The 14,852-nt window shown below is 68.0% G+C and carries 18 protein-coding genes and 1 pseudogene; 7 read left to right on the forward strand and 12 right to left on the reverse strand.

What is annotated here, in order from left to right:
* Window positions 1-29: 29 nt before the first annotated feature.
* Complete coding sequence (locus ABT158_RS41815; RefSeq protein ID WP_352363365.1) at window positions 30-860, forward strand: alpha/beta fold hydrolase; 831 nt, start codon at window positions 30-32, stop codon at window positions 858-860.
* 12 nt (window positions 861-872) lie between these two features.
* Here ABT158_RS41815 and ABT158_RS41820 read toward each other — a convergent pair whose 3' ends face one another.
* Entirely contained in the window at window positions 873-1,544 is a 672-nt protein-coding gene (locus ABT158_RS41820) for an HNH endonuclease family protein (RefSeq protein WP_352363367.1), read from the reverse strand.
* Window positions 1,545-1,629: 85 nt separating this feature from the next.
* On the opposite strand from ABT158_RS41820, the gene ABT158_RS41825 reads away from it, so the two are divergent.
* Together ABT158_RS41825 and ABT158_RS41830 are read left to right on the forward strand one after the other, a co-directional pair.
* Window positions 1,630-2,232 carry a hypothetical protein gene (locus tag ABT158_RS41825; protein ID WP_352363369.1) on the forward strand — a complete coding sequence of 201 codons (603 nt, stop codon included), beginning with the start codon at window positions 1,630-1,632 and terminating at the stop codon, window positions 2,230-2,232.
* A gap of 55 nt (window positions 2,233-2,287) precedes the next feature.
* A complete protein-coding gene (locus ABT158_RS41830) occupies window positions 2,288-3,031 on the forward strand; it encodes a helix-turn-helix domain-containing protein (RefSeq protein WP_352363371.1) in 744 nt (247 codons plus the stop codon).
* Here the strand turns inward: ABT158_RS41830 and ABT158_RS41835 are convergent.
* The 3 genes from ABT158_RS41835 to ABT158_RS41845 form a co-directional block, all read right to left on the reverse strand.
* Window positions 2,999-3,652, reverse strand: coding sequence for a class I SAM-dependent methyltransferase (locus ABT158_RS41835; RefSeq protein ID WP_352363373.1), 654 nt, complete (start codon window positions 3,650-3,652; stop codon window positions 2,999-3,001). The genes ABT158_RS41830 and ABT158_RS41835 overlap by 33 nt on opposite strands.
* Before the next feature lie 63 nt (window positions 3,653-3,715).
* Entirely contained in the window at window positions 3,716-4,606 is an 891-nt protein-coding gene (locus ABT158_RS41840) for a permease-like cell division protein FtsX (RefSeq protein ID WP_352363375.1), read from the reverse strand.
* Between the two features lie 25 nt (window positions 4,607-4,631).
* Entirely contained in the window at window positions 4,632-5,093 is a 462-nt protein-coding gene (locus ABT158_RS41845; RefSeq protein ID WP_352363376.1) for a hypothetical protein, read from the reverse strand.
* Window positions 5,094-5,365: 272 nt separating this feature from the next.
* Here ABT158_RS41845 and trpS point away from each other — a divergent pair, with 272 nt between their 5' ends.
* Window positions 5,366-6,346 (forward strand): tryptophan--tRNA ligase, encoded by a 981-nt coding sequence (gene trpS, locus ABT158_RS41850; RefSeq protein ID WP_352363378.1) that lies wholly within the window; start codon window positions 5,366-5,368, stop codon window positions 6,344-6,346.
* A 168-nt stretch (window positions 6,347-6,514) separates the two neighbouring features.
* Here the strand turns inward: trpS and ABT158_RS41855 are convergent, their stop codons facing one another.
* On the reverse strand, window positions 6,515-6,811 hold the full coding sequence (locus ABT158_RS41855; protein WP_352363380.1) for a hypothetical protein: 297 nt from the start codon (window positions 6,809-6,811) through the stop codon (window positions 6,515-6,517).
* 177 nt (window positions 6,812-6,988) lie between these two features.
* Window positions 6,989-7,213, reverse strand: coding sequence for a hypothetical protein (locus ABT158_RS41860; protein ID WP_352363382.1), 225 nt, complete (start codon window positions 7,211-7,213; stop codon window positions 6,989-6,991).
* Window positions 7,214-7,362: 149 nt separating this feature from the next.
* Between ABT158_RS41860 and ABT158_RS41865 the strand changes: the two genes are divergently transcribed.
* Complete coding sequence (locus ABT158_RS41865; protein ID WP_352363384.1) at window positions 7,363-7,893, forward strand: CbrC family protein; 531 nt, start codon at window positions 7,363-7,365, stop codon at window positions 7,891-7,893.
* On the opposite strand, the gene ABT158_RS41870 is transcribed toward ABT158_RS41865, so the two are convergent.
* The 4 genes from ABT158_RS41870 to ABT158_RS41885 form a co-directional block, all read right to left on the reverse strand.
* Window positions 7,884-8,462: a GrpB family protein gene (locus ABT158_RS41870; protein WP_352363386.1), complete on the reverse strand. Its 579-nt coding sequence runs from the start codon at window positions 8,460-8,462 to the stop codon at window positions 7,884-7,886. The genes ABT158_RS41865 and ABT158_RS41870 overlap by 10 nt on opposite strands.
* 242 nt (window positions 8,463-8,704) lie before the next feature.
* Complete coding sequence (locus ABT158_RS41875) at window positions 8,705-9,484, reverse strand: hypothetical protein (protein ID WP_352363388.1); 780 nt, start codon at window positions 9,482-9,484, stop codon at window positions 8,705-8,707.
* On the reverse strand, window positions 9,481-9,981 hold the full coding sequence (locus ABT158_RS41880) for a SigE family RNA polymerase sigma factor (protein ID WP_352363390.1): 501 nt from the start codon (window positions 9,979-9,981) through the stop codon (window positions 9,481-9,483). Before ABT158_RS41880 ends, ABT158_RS41875 begins: the two co-directional genes overlap by 4 nt.
* A gap of 638 nt (window positions 9,982-10,619) precedes the next feature.
* Entirely contained in the window at window positions 10,620-10,889 is a 270-nt protein-coding gene (locus tag ABT158_RS41885) for a hypothetical protein (protein WP_352363392.1), read from the reverse strand.
* A gap of 418 nt (window positions 10,890-11,307) precedes the next feature.
* Between ABT158_RS41885 and kilB the strand changes: the two genes are divergently transcribed.
* Window positions 11,308-11,784, forward strand: a complete 477-nt coding sequence (gene kilB / locus ABT158_RS41890; RefSeq protein ID WP_352363394.1) for a plasmid transfer protein KilB — start codon at window positions 11,308-11,310, stop codon at window positions 11,782-11,784.
* 888 nt (window positions 11,785-12,672) lie between these two features.
* Here kilB and ABT158_RS41895 read toward each other — a convergent pair.
* Together ABT158_RS41895 and ABT158_RS41900 are read right to left on the reverse strand one after the other, a co-directional pair.
* Window positions 12,673-13,038, reverse strand: coding sequence for a DUF2809 domain-containing protein (locus ABT158_RS41895; RefSeq protein WP_352363396.1), 366 nt, complete (start codon window positions 13,036-13,038; stop codon window positions 12,673-12,675).
* Window positions 13,039-13,294: 256 nt separating this feature from the next.
* Complete coding sequence (locus ABT158_RS41900) at window positions 13,295-13,957, reverse strand: hypothetical protein (RefSeq protein ID WP_352363398.1); 663 nt, start codon at window positions 13,955-13,957, stop codon at window positions 13,295-13,297.
* 172 nt (window positions 13,958-14,129) lie between these two features.
* Between ABT158_RS41900 and ABT158_RS41905 the strand changes: the two are divergent.
* Window positions 14,130-14,306 (forward strand): annotated as a pseudogene (locus ABT158_RS41905) (tyrosine-type recombinase/integrase); the annotation flags it as partial.
* Between the last annotated feature and the right edge of the window lie 546 nt (window positions 14,307-14,852).

Consider the following 14,852-nt stretch of genomic DNA (forward strand, 5'->3'; position numbering starts at 1 on the left):
GCTTTTTTCCCTTAGCGGAGGAGACCCCCATGAACGCCCTTCCGGTCCCAGGCGCCACCCTGCACTTCCAGGTCGAGGGCAGCGGCCCGGTCCTGTTGTTGTCGCAGAGCGGCGAGGGCGACGCCGATCGCACCGCCGACCTCGTTCCGCTCCTGGCCGACGCCTTCACCGTCGTCACCTACGACCGGCGCGGCCTGTCGCGCAGCGCCCTCGACCCCGCCGCGCCGCCCGTCACCATGGCCGACCACGCCGACGACGTCGCGCGGCTGCTCGCCGAGGTCGCCGACGGGCCCGCCCTGATGGCCGGGTTCAGCATGGGAGGCGCGATCGGCCTGCGGGTCGCGGCCCGCCACCCCGGCGTGCTCGGCACGCTGGTCGCGCACGAGCCCGTGCTGCCGAACCTGCTGCCCGCCGCCGGCCGCGCCGAGCACGTGGCCGAGCTGGCGGCCATCCAGCGGGCGTACGCGGACGGGGGGCTGGCCGCGGCCGTCCCCGCGATCACCCGGCACCTCGGCATCGACCCGGCCCACGACCAGACCGAGGACGGCCTCACCCCGCAGCCGCTCACGGCCCGGCGGCAGGCCAACTTCGGGTTCTTCATCGGGACGGAGTTCACGGCCGTCATGGAGGACGACCTCGCCCCGGCGGAGACGGCGGGCACCGGGACCCGGGTGATCCCGGCGATCGGCCTCGCCACCCGGCCGTCGGTGCACACCTACCGCTGCGCGCTCGCGCTGGCCGAGCTGCTCGGCGTCGAGCCGGTCACGCTGCCGGGCGGCCACAACGGCAACACGGCTTTTCCGCGCGCGACGGCTCGGGCGCTCAAGGAACTGCTCGCTCCGCGTCGCGTCCAGGCGTGAACGTACGGGCGGTCAGCGGCCGCAGGTGCGGAGCATGTTGGACAGCGCCACGCGCTCGCTGCGGGTCACGAACAGGCGGTAGTGGTGTTTCACGGTGATCCACGACGTCGCGTAACGGCACCAGTAGGCGCGGCGGCGCGGACGCCAGCTCTGCGGCCCCTGCCCGCCCTTGGCGATGTTGGCGGAATGGCTGACGGTGACCAGCTCAGGACGGGTGAGATCGTTGGCGAAGGCCCGCCGCCGCGCCTGGCTCCACCTCTTGGCGCCCGAGCGCCAGGCGTAGGCCAGCGGGACGACGTGGTCGACGTCCACCATGCGCTCGCTCTTCAACCGCCTGCCGTCGTACGGGCTGTACCAGACGCCCTTCACCGGATGGCAGGCCGCGTTCCTGCGCACCCGCCGCCCGTCCCGGGCCAGGACGGTCTCCCGTACGTCACACCTTCCCTTGTGACGTCCCCACCTGGGCTGGAACCGGCGATGGGTGTAGCCGCGCAGCGACAAGGGCCGGGCGACCCGTAACTGGGCCAGCATGCGGCGGGCCCGCGCCGCACTGACCTGCGCGCCTGCGTGGGCGCGCGCGCCGGACTGCGCCGCGGCCGGCTGCGGCGCGGCGACGACCTCGGTGATCGGGATGACCAGAAGGGCGAGGACGGCCATCAGGACGGCCCGTCTCAGGAAGATCATGCTTTACCCCATACCCACCCACGACGGACCTCCTCCAAGCGGATGGCCAGCCCTCCGCAAGTGGGGGTGCGTACCTTCCCGAACCATGAGAAAGCTCCCTCTCCTCCTCGCCGCCCTGACCGCCGCCACCGCCACCGTGCTGCCCGCGACCGCCTCCCTCGCGTCGGCCTCCCCCGCGTCGGCCTCCGCCGCCGGGAAGACGCTCTCCTTCCGCGGCATGACGCTGCGGATCCCCGCCGACTGGAAGGTGTACCGGTCGGGCGACCACGTCGTGGTGGTGACCGGGGTGTTGTGCAAGAAGCCCGAGCCGTTCGCGCCCGACTGCGAGAGCTTCTGGATCTTCGGGCCGAAGGACTACACGAACGTGCCGGTCGGCGGCGGGTCCGTCACGTACACGGGTGAGCAGCAGTTCCATCCGTTCAGCGGGGTGATCCCGTGCCCGTTCAACTCCAACCTGAGCTGGTATCCCGGCGAGAAGGCGTCCTACCGCGGGCTGCGGCCGGTGGGCTCCGGGCACAAGGCCAAGTACACCACCTGGCCGAACCGCTGCGTGACGAACGACACCGGCCGCACCACCGCCAGGTGGAACGAGAAGGAGTGGTTCCTGCCGCGGTCCGGGATCCTGGTGGTGGACGCCTGGAACACCTATGGGCTGGCCGGCGTGCTCAGGCACGCCACCTGGAGCTGATCCCGCACGTCCTGGGTGCCGGGTGCCGGCCGGCACGATGAGCGATGGGGTGAGGATGACGAGCCGGTTCTTCATCGGTGAGGGGTACGCGTCGTATCAGGGGCCGTCGGCGGACAACTCGCTCCATCGTCACGCCGCTTACCAGGTGACGGCCGCCGTGGAGGGCGAGGTGACCGTCATCGACGAGCGGGGGACGTGCCATCGCGGGCCTGCCCTGATCATCCCGCCCATGGTCCGGCACCGCATGCCGGGGGCGCCGGACGTCCGCATCCGGTTCGTCGAGCCGCAGTGCTCGTACGCGTCCACCTTGCGCGACCGCTGCACCCAGGGGCCCGGCCGGTCCGCCACCGGCCCCGGCTTCCCGTCCGCCGGTGGCGTGATCACCGCGGCCGCCGACCTGCATGCCCTCCGCGAGGAGGACTTCCGTCTGGTCGCGTCGCCTCGGCCGTCCCGGGCGCTCGATCCGCGCCTGGTGGTGGCGATGGAGGCGTTGACGTCGCGGAACCTCCTGGTCGCCGACGCGGCCGCGCACGCCGGGCTCTCCCCCCAACGCCTGCGCGCCCTGGCCCGGCTGCAACTCGGCATGCCGCTCGCCCGGTGGCGCATCTGGCGGCGGCTCACCCGCGCGGCCCGCGCCCTGGCCGACGGCCAATCGATCGCCGAGGCCGCGCTCGACGGCGGCTTCGCCGACCAGGCCCACTTCCACCGGCAGCTGCGCGACATGCTGGGGCTCACGCCGGCCACCGTGCTGCCGCTGCTGCGCCGGTCAGCCGCGGGCGGCCACGTAGACGGAGATTGAGCCGGTCACCGTCCGCACGACCTCCGCCTCGCGGACGTCCGCGAACCCCGCGCCGGTCATCAGCTCCGGCAGCACGCCGTCCGCGTTGGGCTGCGTGTCCCGCATCCCGTCGGCCAGTTGCACGACACGGAACGCCAGCCGCATCGACGCCGTCCGCTGCCACCCGTAGTCGGCGATCACCAGCTTGCCGCCCGGCCGCAGCACGGCGTGCATCGAGGCGAGGATCGCGCGTTTCATCGGCAGCGGACATTGGTGGAGGACCAGGCTCGACACCGCCGTGTCGGCCGAACCCGGCCCCAGCAGGCCGGTCAGCGCGTCGCCCATGCCGAGCCGCCATTCCGGGGCCGTGCCGCTCGCCCTGCTCTTGCGCCGCGCCTGGGCCAGCGTCTCCGGATCGGGGTCGACGCCGACGATCCGGGCCCGTGGTTCGAGGCGGTGCAGCAGCATGGCCTGCGAACCGGTGCCGCAGCCGACGTCCACGATCGAGTCGTCGGGCCTGGGGGCGACGTGCATGGCCACCAGGCTGCGCCACAGCCGTTCCCGCGTCAGGGCGACCACGGGGTCGTACAGGCGGGTGAACTTCAGGCGTCCGAGGGCGGGGGTGAAGGTCTGTTGCGACATGGGCACAGTCTCAGCCGTACGCCACATCCCGGTCTTGAACAGAACGCTCGCGCGTCGACGCTGCTACTCGCATTCCCGGGTTAGGGCTTCGACGTCCTGCAGCCCGTATTCGGACCAGAGCCGCGCCACTTGCGACACGCACTCGTGGTCCCACACCTGGCTGACCCCCGGCATCTTCGCGAGCCGGTGACGCCAGGGACCGCGGTTCACCTCCGGCTGTATCGACAGCCGATACGACGCGGGCATGTCCGACACCCTGGTAGCCGCGATCAACGTCTCATTGTCCGCGTACGTCTCGACGAAGTGGCGATAGGCCGTCTGCTGGTCCTCGTATTCATACGATTCGAGGCCGGGAATCCGCTCGATGACGGCGACGATCGCCTTCTTCTCCTTGGCGGTGGCGGCTTTCTTGTTCGCCCCTCCCCGCCCGTGCCGGCATTCGGGCAAGGAGGAATCGCCCGTGCAGAGGAACACGGAGACTTCCACACTCCAGTACGGCCGGGTCACGCGACGGGTCTCCAGCTGATCGACCACCAGTGCGACCCCGGGCCGCCGATCCGCCGCATTCACGATGCGAGTCCGATCAGCCACCTCGGAGACCCGGATCCAGAACGACTCGGGCATGTCCTTGGCCCGCACCTCGGCCAGCATTTTCCGCTGACCGGCGAACTCCCGCCGAAACGCCGCATAGGACGCCGCCCGGCTCACGAACCGGACCTCGGTCACGCCGGGCGTGGAATTCAGGAAAACCTCCATGTCGCGCCGCTGTCTCGCCGTCGCATGCCGTTTGTCACACCCGCGCGCGGAGGGCGTACAGAGGAACACCGCGATTTCGCCGTTGTCAGCGGCGACGCCCGCGGGACCGGGCTCCACCTCGGCCGACGCGGCCGGCCCTGCCATTCCCGACAACGCCACGACACTCGCAACCAGCACCCGCCAGAACCAACGTCTCACCGGACTCCTCGCACCACGAAAATATTTACCTGCGCCTGCGCGGGCGTCGCTGACGTACCGGCGCGGTCGAGGAATCGTAGCCGGACCATCGCAACATCAAGATGGACAGGCCGACGACCGTCGTCACCGCACCGGAGAACAGGCCCAGAAACGCCAGGACGCTTTCGCCTTCCGGATCGCCTATCCCGGGCGGGCCCGTATCGACCCATTCGCCCATGGCCCATGCCTGAGTGGCGACCAGCACCCCGAAAAGGGTCGTGACCGTCCCCAGCAGATAGCCAGGAGTCCGCGCCCATGCCCCTTTCACGGCGAGCACGAACCCCCCGACCAGCGCGATCGGCACGGTGACGAACTGCCCCATCTCCAGGGCCATCAGCGTCGAGAGCCGCGCATGCTGAAAGTCGTCCGCACGTAGCGGCGGCCACAGGACCAGGCACAGCGCGGCACCGGCAAGAAGGCCTATCGCGAACAACCGGAGCATCGCCACGGGCAGCATGATTCCGGACCAACCCACCAAACCACCAGACGTTTGACCATACTCATCGACCGGCGGACCGCCCGTTCCAAACCGGGTGGTACGGTATGCGTCATGCGGATGATCCACTCATTTCTCGGCTGGTGGCGCCCCTAACCGGGCGGCACTGCTCATCCGCGCAGACCTGACAAAGCGGCCGCCCAGTCCCGGGCGGCCCGTCGGTGTCCTCATCTCTCGGCCGATCCAGGACGACAGGCGGCTCCCGACCTGAGGGAGCTCCACCGATGCCACGACGTCTCACGGGTTTCACGCCGTCCGGCGACCTGCACCTCGGCAACTACTTCGGCGCCATCGCCCCGATCATCGCCGGTCAGACCACCACGGACACCGTCGTCTTCATCTCCGACCTGCACGCGCTCACCCTGGACCACGACCCCGTCCAGGTGCGCCGGCGAACCCTGGAATTCGCCACCCTGCTGCTCGCCGCCGGCACCGACCCCGAGTCGTGCCTGTTCCTCGTCCAGTCGCACGTGCCGGAACACACCGAACTGCACTACCTGCTCGAATGCGCCACGGGCTACGGCGAGGCCCAGCGGATGATCCAGTTCAAGGAGAAGTCCCGCCGTCAGCAGCAGGTCCGCATGTCGCTGCTGACGTACCCGATCCTCATGGCCGCCGACATCCTGCTGTACGACACCGACGAGGTCCCCGTCGGCGAGGACCAACGCCAGCACGTCGAGCTGGCCAGAACCGTCGCCCAGCGGTTCAACACCCGGTACGCCCCCGTCTTCACCGTGCCCACGGCGGTCAACCCGCCGGTGGCCGCCCGGCTCATGGACCTGACGTCCCCGGCCGACAAGATGAGCAAGTCGGCCGCCACGCCGGGCGGCGCCCTGCGCCTGCTCGACGAGCCCGACGTGCTGCGGCGCAAGGTGATGCGCGCGGTCACCGACGCGGACAACACGGTCGCGTACGACCCCGACCGCAAACCCGGGGTCTCGAACCTCCTGGCCATCCTGTCCGCCTGCACCGGCCACGCCCCCGAGGACCTGGCGTCCCGCTTCGACCGCTACGGCGAGCTCAAGGAGGCGGTGGCCGACGCGGTGGTGGCCACCCTCACCCCCGTCCGCGACCGCTACCTGCACCTGTCGGAGGACCCCGGCCACGTCCAGAAGGCCCTGCGGTCCGGCGCCGAACGGGCCCGCGACCTGGCCGGCGCCAAGGTCCGCCAGGCCAAGGCAGCCATCGGCCTGTTCCCCGCCTGACTGCGACTCAACCCGGCACCACGCCCGCCTCCGGCCCCGCACCGGAGGCGGGCACGCGTCACCCCCCGATCAGGACATGGACCCCGTCAGATCCCTCCCGAATCAGCCCGAGCACCCGCAGAAAACGCCGACCGTGCGGATACAGGTCGTTCTCGGGAAGTCCCGGCGTCAGAGCAGCGCCAGGCAGACCGCGAACGGCAGCGGGATGAGCACTGCCGTGCCGAGCCGTGCCGCGAGCCCCCGCCCGCGGCGGACCGGGAGAACCACGTCGACCACCACCACCAGCGCCAGGATGACGACACCGGTTACCGCCAGGAGGAACATGACGACGCTCGCGTGATCGAGCGTCGTGTAGTTGCAGTTGACGAGACCCGGCTTGGCGAGGTCTTCCGTGCTCCTGCAGTCCATCGGCAGGTACTCGGTCAGCAGCCACCACGCCAGGGCGAGCGGCAGGGTCGCGGGCACGCCGAGCGCGAGGTTGACCAGGGCGGAGCCCAGGAGCCCGCTCCTTGGTCGTCCCGCACGCCGAGAAGGGGGATCCGTCCTGCACACAGCCATCGGAACGCCCTCTGCTCGTCGGTAACCCACCAGGGGCATCATGACCTACGACGCCTACAGGCAGCTTGGCAGCGGGACAGCCCGTCAATCACGCAGGCGAATCGCGGCTTCAATGCGAAGCCCGACACCGATCCCAGCGAAAATGAGCGACCCGAGGAGAGCTTTGGTGGAGAGCTCTTGCTGGAAAATGAGATCGAAGGCGATCACCACCGCTGCAAGTATGAAAGCGGCGTTCCCCAGGGCTCTCACGGTAAGGGCATCATCGGCTGCGCCTGTTTCCGGGGTGGCGGCGTCGTCCGGCTCATTCACACGGCAAAGCATCGCAGAAGAGTCCGGAGCAGCACAGGCGGCAAATCCTGGCGTCCGGTGAATGGGCGCGGCTGCCGGCTTTCCCGGCCTGGAGAGATGACGGCCTGCGGCAGCACGGCTCCACCTGTCCACCCGCGTACGCTACCGCCATGCTGCCCGATTTCGCCTATCACCCGGCCCCCCTCGACACGGGATCGGTGACGGCATCTGATGCCGCCTGCGTGTGTTGCGAGAGACAGAGAGGCTACGTCTATGCAGGGCCGGTCTACTGCGTCGAGTCTCTCGCCGGTGAGCCATGCCCCTGGTGCATCGCCGACGGAAGTCTGGCAACCCGCTTCGACGCCAGCTTCGTGGATGTGTACGACGTCCCAGACGACGTCCCAACGGAGGTGATCGAGGTCATCAGTCGCCGCACCCCCGGTTTCTCCACCTGGCAGGGAAACCGTTGGCTGTTCCATTGTGGCGACGGAGCCGTTTTCCTCGGCTCAGTCGGGGCAGCGGAACTCGTCGCTCACCCGGATGCGCGGGAAATGCTGCGCTTCGAGAATTCCACGGGCGGTTGGTCTTCCGGGCAGGTGGACGAATTCCTCGGCGCGCTCGACAAAGACGGCAACCCGACCGGCTACCTGTTCAGATGCCGCAACTGCGGGATCCACATGGCGTACGCGGACTACACCTGACCTCGGTCGCGCACGCCGAGCCCCCAATGGGACGGCACCTGGTTGGCACTTATCGAGGCTCGTTCAGCGTCGGTCAGGCCGGCTTCCATGAGGATGGCCTGGATCGTCGCGTTCTTTCCTCGGCCGTAATCGTCGAGGTCGGCGGCGTTCCCGGCAACGTGCTTCTTCACCATGGCGTACTGGTCGCGGAGTCTCGCGTTGGTTCGCAGGGTGTCTCTGACCGCGAGGTGATTGCGGAGGGACAGCGAACCGTCGACGACGACGTAGGTGTGGGTCGCGGCGAGTCGTACGGGTGCCTTGAAGGCCCATCTCTGGGGGATCCCCCGCTCGCCCAACGGCGAGAACCCCAGGCCGATCAGGACGTCCGAGGCGGCTGGGACATCCTGCTCCGCCACCACGATGTCGCAGTCGATGATCGGCTTGGCGGCCAGCCCGGGGACCGACGTACTGCCGACATGTTCGATGGAGATCACGGCGACCTCGGCGGCCGCCAATGCCTCGGCGTACTCCCTGCGCAGCGCCTCGAACCGAGCCGGCCATGTGGGGTCGTAGTCGACAACCGTGATCACGGCTGGAGCCTAATGGGCGGGACAGGTATCGGTGAGCAGTGCGCAGAAAAGTCCGGCTGCCGTTCGGGCCGAACACGCGACGATCCACTACCCCCCGATCGCCCCGGCACAGACGCCGGCCGGCCACCGCCCGGGACCGGCCCCCGCCGCGCGCCCGGACGGCGGGCAGGCTGAGGGCCGTGGTGCCGTTCTTCCGGTGCCCCCATCGCGGGCGGGACGCCGTCCGTCATCGTGCCCCGTGATCAGGAGGGTTGGTGACCGCGATCAGCGGCGGTTGGGCGGTCGTAGATGCCGATCGCCCACTCGCCGGGCTGCTCGCCGACCTCCGCCGAGAGACGTTCGAGCACGTCCGGGTGGGGCAGCACGCCGCCGGCCGCCTGCTCGTCGCACGTCGCCCCCTTCCGGAACGGACGGCAGCGGCCGAGTTCTTCGACGACCTTGACGACGGGGGCGTCCGCGGGAAAGACCCATACCTGGATCGTCTGCCGGCCCTTGAGCCACTTGGCGGGCGCCGACAGCCGGTCGTGGTGGCCGCCCACCCCGGCTCCGCACCGCCCGGACGTGCCGCCCGCTTCACTGCCCCTGAGCGGGACCCGGACGACGACCCAGGCTCGGGGATCAGCACAGACCACCTTGTATCCGGTGGAGACGCTGGTCGGTGTGAACGTCACGCTCCTGCGGACGCCTGTCGTACCGAAGCGCTGGGTGTGGATGAGGGGAAGGGTGAACTTCTCGGCTCCCAGCGCCACGGTCAACGTCTTGGGCGGTTCCGGGGGCGTCTGGATCCGCGCCGAGCTGGGCGGCGCGGCCACCGCGGCCTGGTCGGCCCGGTCGGGGCCCGTCACCATGACGGCAGCGACGGCGGCGACGGCCAGCACCCCGACGTTCAGCGAACGCCGGACCCGCCGCATCCGGCGGCCCCGGCGGACGATCGCGTCGAGGTGGGGGACCGGTTCCCTGCCAGTCGCGTCGTGGGCGTACGTGTCCAGGAGCGTGCGCAGGTTGCTCTCCGTGTGCCTCATCGCTGGAGCTCCTTCAGATTCATCGTGCGGATGTCCGGATCGACGCGCAGACGCGTCAGTGCCCTGCCGAGCTGGCTCTTGACCGCGCCCAGCGAGCAGCCGATGATGTCGGCGATCTGGGTGAGCGTCCGTCCCTCGAAATAGTGCAGGACGATCACCGCCCGCTGGCGGGGCGACAGGGCGGCGATGGCCTTCCACAGCGCCGCCTGGTCCCCCACGGCGGCCGCGTGGTCCTGCGGGTCGGCCGTCTCGGGCAGGCTTTCGACCGGCACCTCGCCCCGCCACAGCCGCCGCCACCAGGTGGCGTGGGTGTTGACGATGATGCGATAGACGTACGGATCGGGGTTGCCCTCGATCCGCCGCCAGGCCACCCAGGCCTTGGCCAACGCCGTCTGCACCAGGTCCTCGGCGGTGCCCCAGTCCCGGGTCAGGAGGTACGCCATCCGGCACAGCCGTAGATGGCGATGCGCCACGTACTTGGCGAACCCGTCGTCCATCAGTCATCTCCGTCTCGTCGTCTCCGGCGATGACTACAACGTGGAGGGCACGTACGGATGACAGGTGTCCGTGGCGCAATCCGGCCGGACCGACAGGTTCCGGCGCAGCGAAGATCCCGTTGCCCACCGGCCGGCCCTTTCCGCTCCACGAGCCCTGACGGCACCAGCAGCCGTGTGACGAGGTTCGGCACGGCGCAGAGCAGGCCTTCTTCGCGTAGCCGACAGATCGCAGCCGCACGGAGCGCTCGCGTCGAGGCCGGGCAGGCGGAGATCATCACGAGCGGCGTCACCGACGCCTTGCGAAAGCACAGTTCAAGCCCCTGATCGCGTGCCCTGCGGCTCCCCGCTGTTCCCCGTCCCATCGAGCACGCGACGGACACCGCGATCGTCAGGCGTCAAGCTGGTTGATCTTCTGACGTGTCACCCGCATGAGATTCTCGACTCGCGCGATCTCCGCCGCCACATCCGTAGTTTCGCCGCCACCGATCCCCTCGCCGCCGACCACGTCCTCACCGGCACGCCGATCGAGTACGCGCAGCCGCCCTGCTCGGTGACGGCCGCCTCCCGCCTCGCCGACCGCTTCCCCTGGCCACCTGGCGCGAAGCCCTGGACACACTCGACCAGCACGCGCTCACATGTCATTCACCACGACGGAATAAGCATGTGACGTTGTCGTGGCGGCGGCCGAAGGCAGCCACCAGAACGCTGGTGGCCATGTGCTCCAAGTACCACCCCTGAGCCTCGATCTCCTCGATGAGCTCACCGATCTCCGGGAGAGTACTCCCCTCGGGCGCCTTGTACAGAGGGGCAGTGAACCGGGCGATGAAGACCCGCCGCCCCGCTGCATAGGCATGTTCGGCAGCCGCGACCACCTGCTGCTGACTAGGGCTGAGCCCGCGAAGCACCATTGATGACGCACCTTTCTGTCATTCATCGAGGGTTGCCTCGATATGACACGCAAAGGGGATAATCCCAGCACAAGGCGAACGAGCACAGCAAGAAATGCCGGCTCCTTAGCCGCAGCCCCCACTTCGCCGCTCCGAGAAGTCGACCACTGGTGTCGACACCCTGGACAGTTGGGGAGACACTGGCTTTCGTCCTCCACGTAGCCATCTGGACAGCTCCTCGGAGTGAACCGATGCCAGATCAGAACCCCAGGCTGATGACTTGGACTGCCAGGGCTGCGGCGACCGGCGGCGTCACCTCAGCCGCCTACGGCGTTGATATCCGGCATGACGACCATCCCGGAGCCGGAGCGCCCCCGCCGACCGCAAGAGCACCTGGCTGCACTTCACACGCGAAAGCATCTCATGGTCAACTCAGGGAATGTCGGCGATCGTCACATCCATCATTGCGGTCACAGGGACCCTCTTAGGTTCTCTGATGACATTTCTACTCCAGCGTCGTTCCATCGATAGATCGGAGAGGTTCGCTCGAGCGGAGCGGCTTCGAGGCGAGCAGATCAAGATCTACAGCGACTTCGCGCGTACAATTCTGCACTTCCGCAGTGCCCAACGACGGGCCTGGAGTGAGCAGGCCAAAGAAGATAGGAACAGCGAGGCCTATCGCACGGCGGTGGATGAGGTCTTGCGCGCACGTGCGGCGGGGTGGACGGCTCTGTATCAGGTAGAACTAATCACAGAGGATGTCGAGATCAGACGACTCGCGAACCACGCCATGGAGTTGGTCAAGAGCATGAACAAGGCTGAGACCGCGGATGAGGTGAAGGCTCTGACTCCGGAAGTTCGCGTGGCGGTGGAGGACTTCGTCCGTGCGGCCGGCGTCATGGTGCGGAAGGTGTAAGTGTGCGTGCCAGAACGGCCCCAGGCCGCACGCGCAGCATGTGGCCGCGCTCGGGTGGCGCTCCACGCCACCACTTGACGGTGGCGAAATGCCCCTGGGCCCGCTCAGGTCCCAAGCAGTACGCCAGATGGTAAGCATCCCGGCAGTCATCCTCTCCGTGCTGACCGAACACCTGGCCACCTACGTCGCCAACACGCACGACACCTTCGTTTTCCTCGGCAAGCGCGGGGCCTTCCTCAGAGGCGGCAACTTCCGACGAGAGGCCAAGTGGACGGAAGCGCTCAAGGAGATGGGGCTCATGGGCCTGCACTTCCACGACCTCTGCCACCGGCAACACCCTGGCCGCCCAATCAGGGGCAAGCCTGGCCGACCTCGCGGCGCGCATGGGACACGACAGCGACCGACAGTGCTGATCTACCAGCACGGCACCCAGGACGCGGACCAGAAATCGCCGACGCTCCAAATAGGGAAGACGCAGCTCAGCATGCGGGTGGCATTCCCCGTGACTCCCCACCATTCCCTCTGCTTTTCCGCCTCATCGGGCACGCCAGCCACACCGTTCGGCAGGCCGGGGCTGAGGCCATACAAAACTTCAGGACGACGGACAGGTGCATCCAGGCGGATAGCCGGAAGGTTCCCGATAAGCAGACATCGGAAATCCTGGTCGATGGCCACGTAATCCCTTGATCTTGCCGTTACTACCGGAGCTCCCGGAAGCACGAAAATGACCGACCGCGATCAAGAGAAACCCGACGCGATGCGCCGGCCTTCCTGAGATGCGGCGGTTCTACTTTGCGACGGCTGGCCAGCGCACAGGACGACCCCGATGACCTCGCCGCTGTGAGGGAATCCGTACCGTCAGTGTGCCGGTGGGGTGGCGGTCGAGAGTCAGCCGATCTGATCACCGGATCGGACCAATCGGTGTTCCCAGGCCAGGGCCGCGACGACACCGATGGCATAGGCAACCAGGTCCCACGGGTCGGGAAACGCACCGACCAGGACACCGCCGATGCCCGGCAAGGTCATGCCGACCACTTGATAGAACTCGACGGCGGCGGCGATCGCGGCCGTGGCCAGGGCACGGCGTGCGGCAGTGGTGCGCCACAGCAGCCCCAAGAACGCGTAGACCAGCATGGTGGCGCCGACGTCGCTCACGTAGCCGCGGATGAACGGTTGTCCCGGGCCCCGATAGAAGAGGACGAACGCGCCGATGGCGAGGGCGACGCCCCCCAGAAGGACCATGGCGCGGCGCATGAGATTGACATCTTCTCCGAATCTCAACGATCAGGACGAACCTGATCATAGAGTTCGTCCCTTATGGCGGCACGCTGATTGCGTCAGGTCGGCGACCGCGGCGGAGTTGCCAGCACGCTGGCACGTAGATCTCCGGATGCGAACGCAGAACCTGCGGATCAGCACCGTAACTCCGAGACAGGTCCTCATGGCATCGCCGGATCCCAAACGAGGGGCGACACGTACCTGCGTTGTAAGCCCCGTCGATCTACGTGCGCTACAGATAGGCGCTGAAGTGGTCGGCCACGGTGTCTGCCACGACTTCTGCATCGTCGGAGCCATTGACCTCCAGCACTCGAATGCCCAAGCGGCAAGCGGAGCGGACCGCCTCATCGGCGACGAGGCGGTCTCGGGCAAGCCGGTTCTCCTGTGCTCGCTCAGGGTCGCTCACCTGGAGGCGGAGGGTGCCGGCACGGGGCAGTTCGCGGAGCTGACGTTGACGGAATGCTTCGCTCGGCACCATGACGATCATCCGACGGGGTGAGTCGATGATGGGAGCGACCAGGTCGGGACGCAATCCCCAGCCTTCGGCGACAATAGGTCGCCCCGATACCAGGCCGCGCAGGTCGTCCAACGCCCACTCGAACCGCGTGGGAAAGCCGGCCAGGGTCTCGTCGGCCATCTCTTGAGGGGTGGTGTTCACCCAGACGGTGTCCGGGTCAGGATCCGCGGTGGGCTCGCCAAGTCGCACTCGGCGGGCGATCCGGCGGTCATTGTGTGCGCGCGCGTCGTGGTAGTCGTAGTGATAGGCGGTCAGCTCGTACCGGATGGCCAGCACCCTGGCAACGGTGGATTTCCCGGCCCATTGTCCACCTCCGATCCAGAGGGTGTTGTGGAGGGTGCCGAACGGATCCCAGACCTCGCTACTTGTGGCGTTCACGGATACAGCCTGGCGAAGGCATAGGCCAAGAAACAGTCTTGTTGTGCTTGCCCACCCAGGTGATGATCGTAGAGAGGGAAGCCCCCCTCTCCGCTTGCTACGTTTTCGGAACGCCCCTGGTGTCGTATCGCCCTCTGCCCCCTGCATGACCGAGCCGCAGGCCCCGACGAAGGCCCTCCAGGGCGCCGGCCTACCAAAGATCCACTTCCACGACCTGAGGCACACCGGCAACACCCTCGCCGCCAGTGCCGGCGCCTCCATCCGGGAACTGATGGCCCGCATGGGCCACTCCAGCACCCAAACCGCCCTGCTCTACCAGCACTCCACCGACGAACGTCAACGCAAGCTGGACGAGCTAGCAAGGGAGCCCTGAGCACATCGGGCACGCCCCCAGAACAAGGCTCACTAACGATCAACCCCAGGCCAATGACCTGGGCTTTTGTATGAGTGGAGCCTAGGAGATTCGAACTCCTGACATCCTGCTTGCAACACGGCCCGATCTTCGAGTGCAACTCCCTTGACCAGCGCCGAGGGCAGTCCGCGAGTAACCGTGATCGACCACTGCTGACCGCCCCTAATGGCCCGCTAATGGCCCGACGATCAGCCCGCGACCTGGTATTTCAAGCGCCACGTGCGCACCTCGCCCGCCTGATCATCCCGTCTGCCGTCGACCCGCCCGAAGGGGAAGTGGCACTGGTCTGCTCGGCTCGTCCCGGGTCGATGGTGGGCGGGATGATCAGGCTTCCACCTCGACCAGCTACGGACCTCTGCTCGTGCTCATGCGCTCATCCCGGAGCTGAGGGGGTCTGTCTAGATAACGGTGTATCTCGATCTTGATTAGTTATCGAGTGGTCGGGGTCAGGCGGCCTTCGAAGGTGATGGCGAAGGCGTTCAG

This window comes from Nonomuraea sp. NPDC001636 (assembly GCF_040298265.1).
Taxonomy (GTDB): domain Bacteria; phylum Actinomycetota; class Actinomycetes; order Streptosporangiales; family Streptosporangiaceae; genus Nonomuraea.

Coding starts and splice junctions, on each gene's coding strand:
- kilB (WP_352363394.1), top strand. CDS start 11,308: ATGTCGGCGATCGTCACATCCATCATTGCGGTCACAGGGACCCTCTTA.
- ABT158_RS41815 (WP_352363365.1), top strand. CDS start 30: ATGAACGCCCTTCCGGTCCCAGGCGCCACCCTGCACTTCCAGGTCGAG.
- ABT158_RS41865 (WP_352363384.1), top strand. CDS start 7,363: ATGCTGCCCGATTTCGCCTATCACCCGGCCCCCCTCGACACGGGATCG.
- ABT158_RS41895 (WP_352363396.1), bottom strand. CDS start 13,038: ATGCGCCGCGCCATGGTCCTTCTGGGGGGCGTCGCCCTCGCCATCGGC.
- ABT158_RS41885 (WP_352363392.1), bottom strand. CDS start 10,889: ATGGTGCTTCGCGGGCTCAGCCCTAGTCAGCAGCAGGTGGTCGCGGCT.
- trpS (WP_352363378.1), top strand. CDS start 5,366: ATGCCACGACGTCTCACGGGTTTCACGCCGTCCGGCGACCTGCACCTC.
- ABT158_RS41880 (WP_352363390.1), bottom strand. CDS start 9,981: ATGGACGACGGGTTCGCCAAGTACGTGGCGCATCGCCATCTACGGCTG.
- ABT158_RS41825 (WP_352363369.1), top strand. CDS start 1,630: ATGAGAAAGCTCCCTCTCCTCCTCGCCGCCCTGACCGCCGCCACCGCC.
- ABT158_RS41835 (WP_352363373.1), bottom strand. CDS start 3,652: ATGTCGCAACAGACCTTCACCCCCGCCCTCGGACGCCTGAAGTTCACC.
- ABT158_RS41820 (WP_352363367.1), bottom strand. CDS start 1,544: ATGATCTTCCTGAGACGGGCCGTCCTGATGGCCGTCCTCGCCCTTCTG.
- ABT158_RS41830 (WP_352363371.1), top strand. CDS start 2,288: ATGACGAGCCGGTTCTTCATCGGTGAGGGGTACGCGTCGTATCAGGGG.
- ABT158_RS41875 (WP_352363388.1), bottom strand. CDS start 9,484: ATGAGGCACACGGAGAGCAACCTGCGCACGCTCCTGGACACGTACGCC.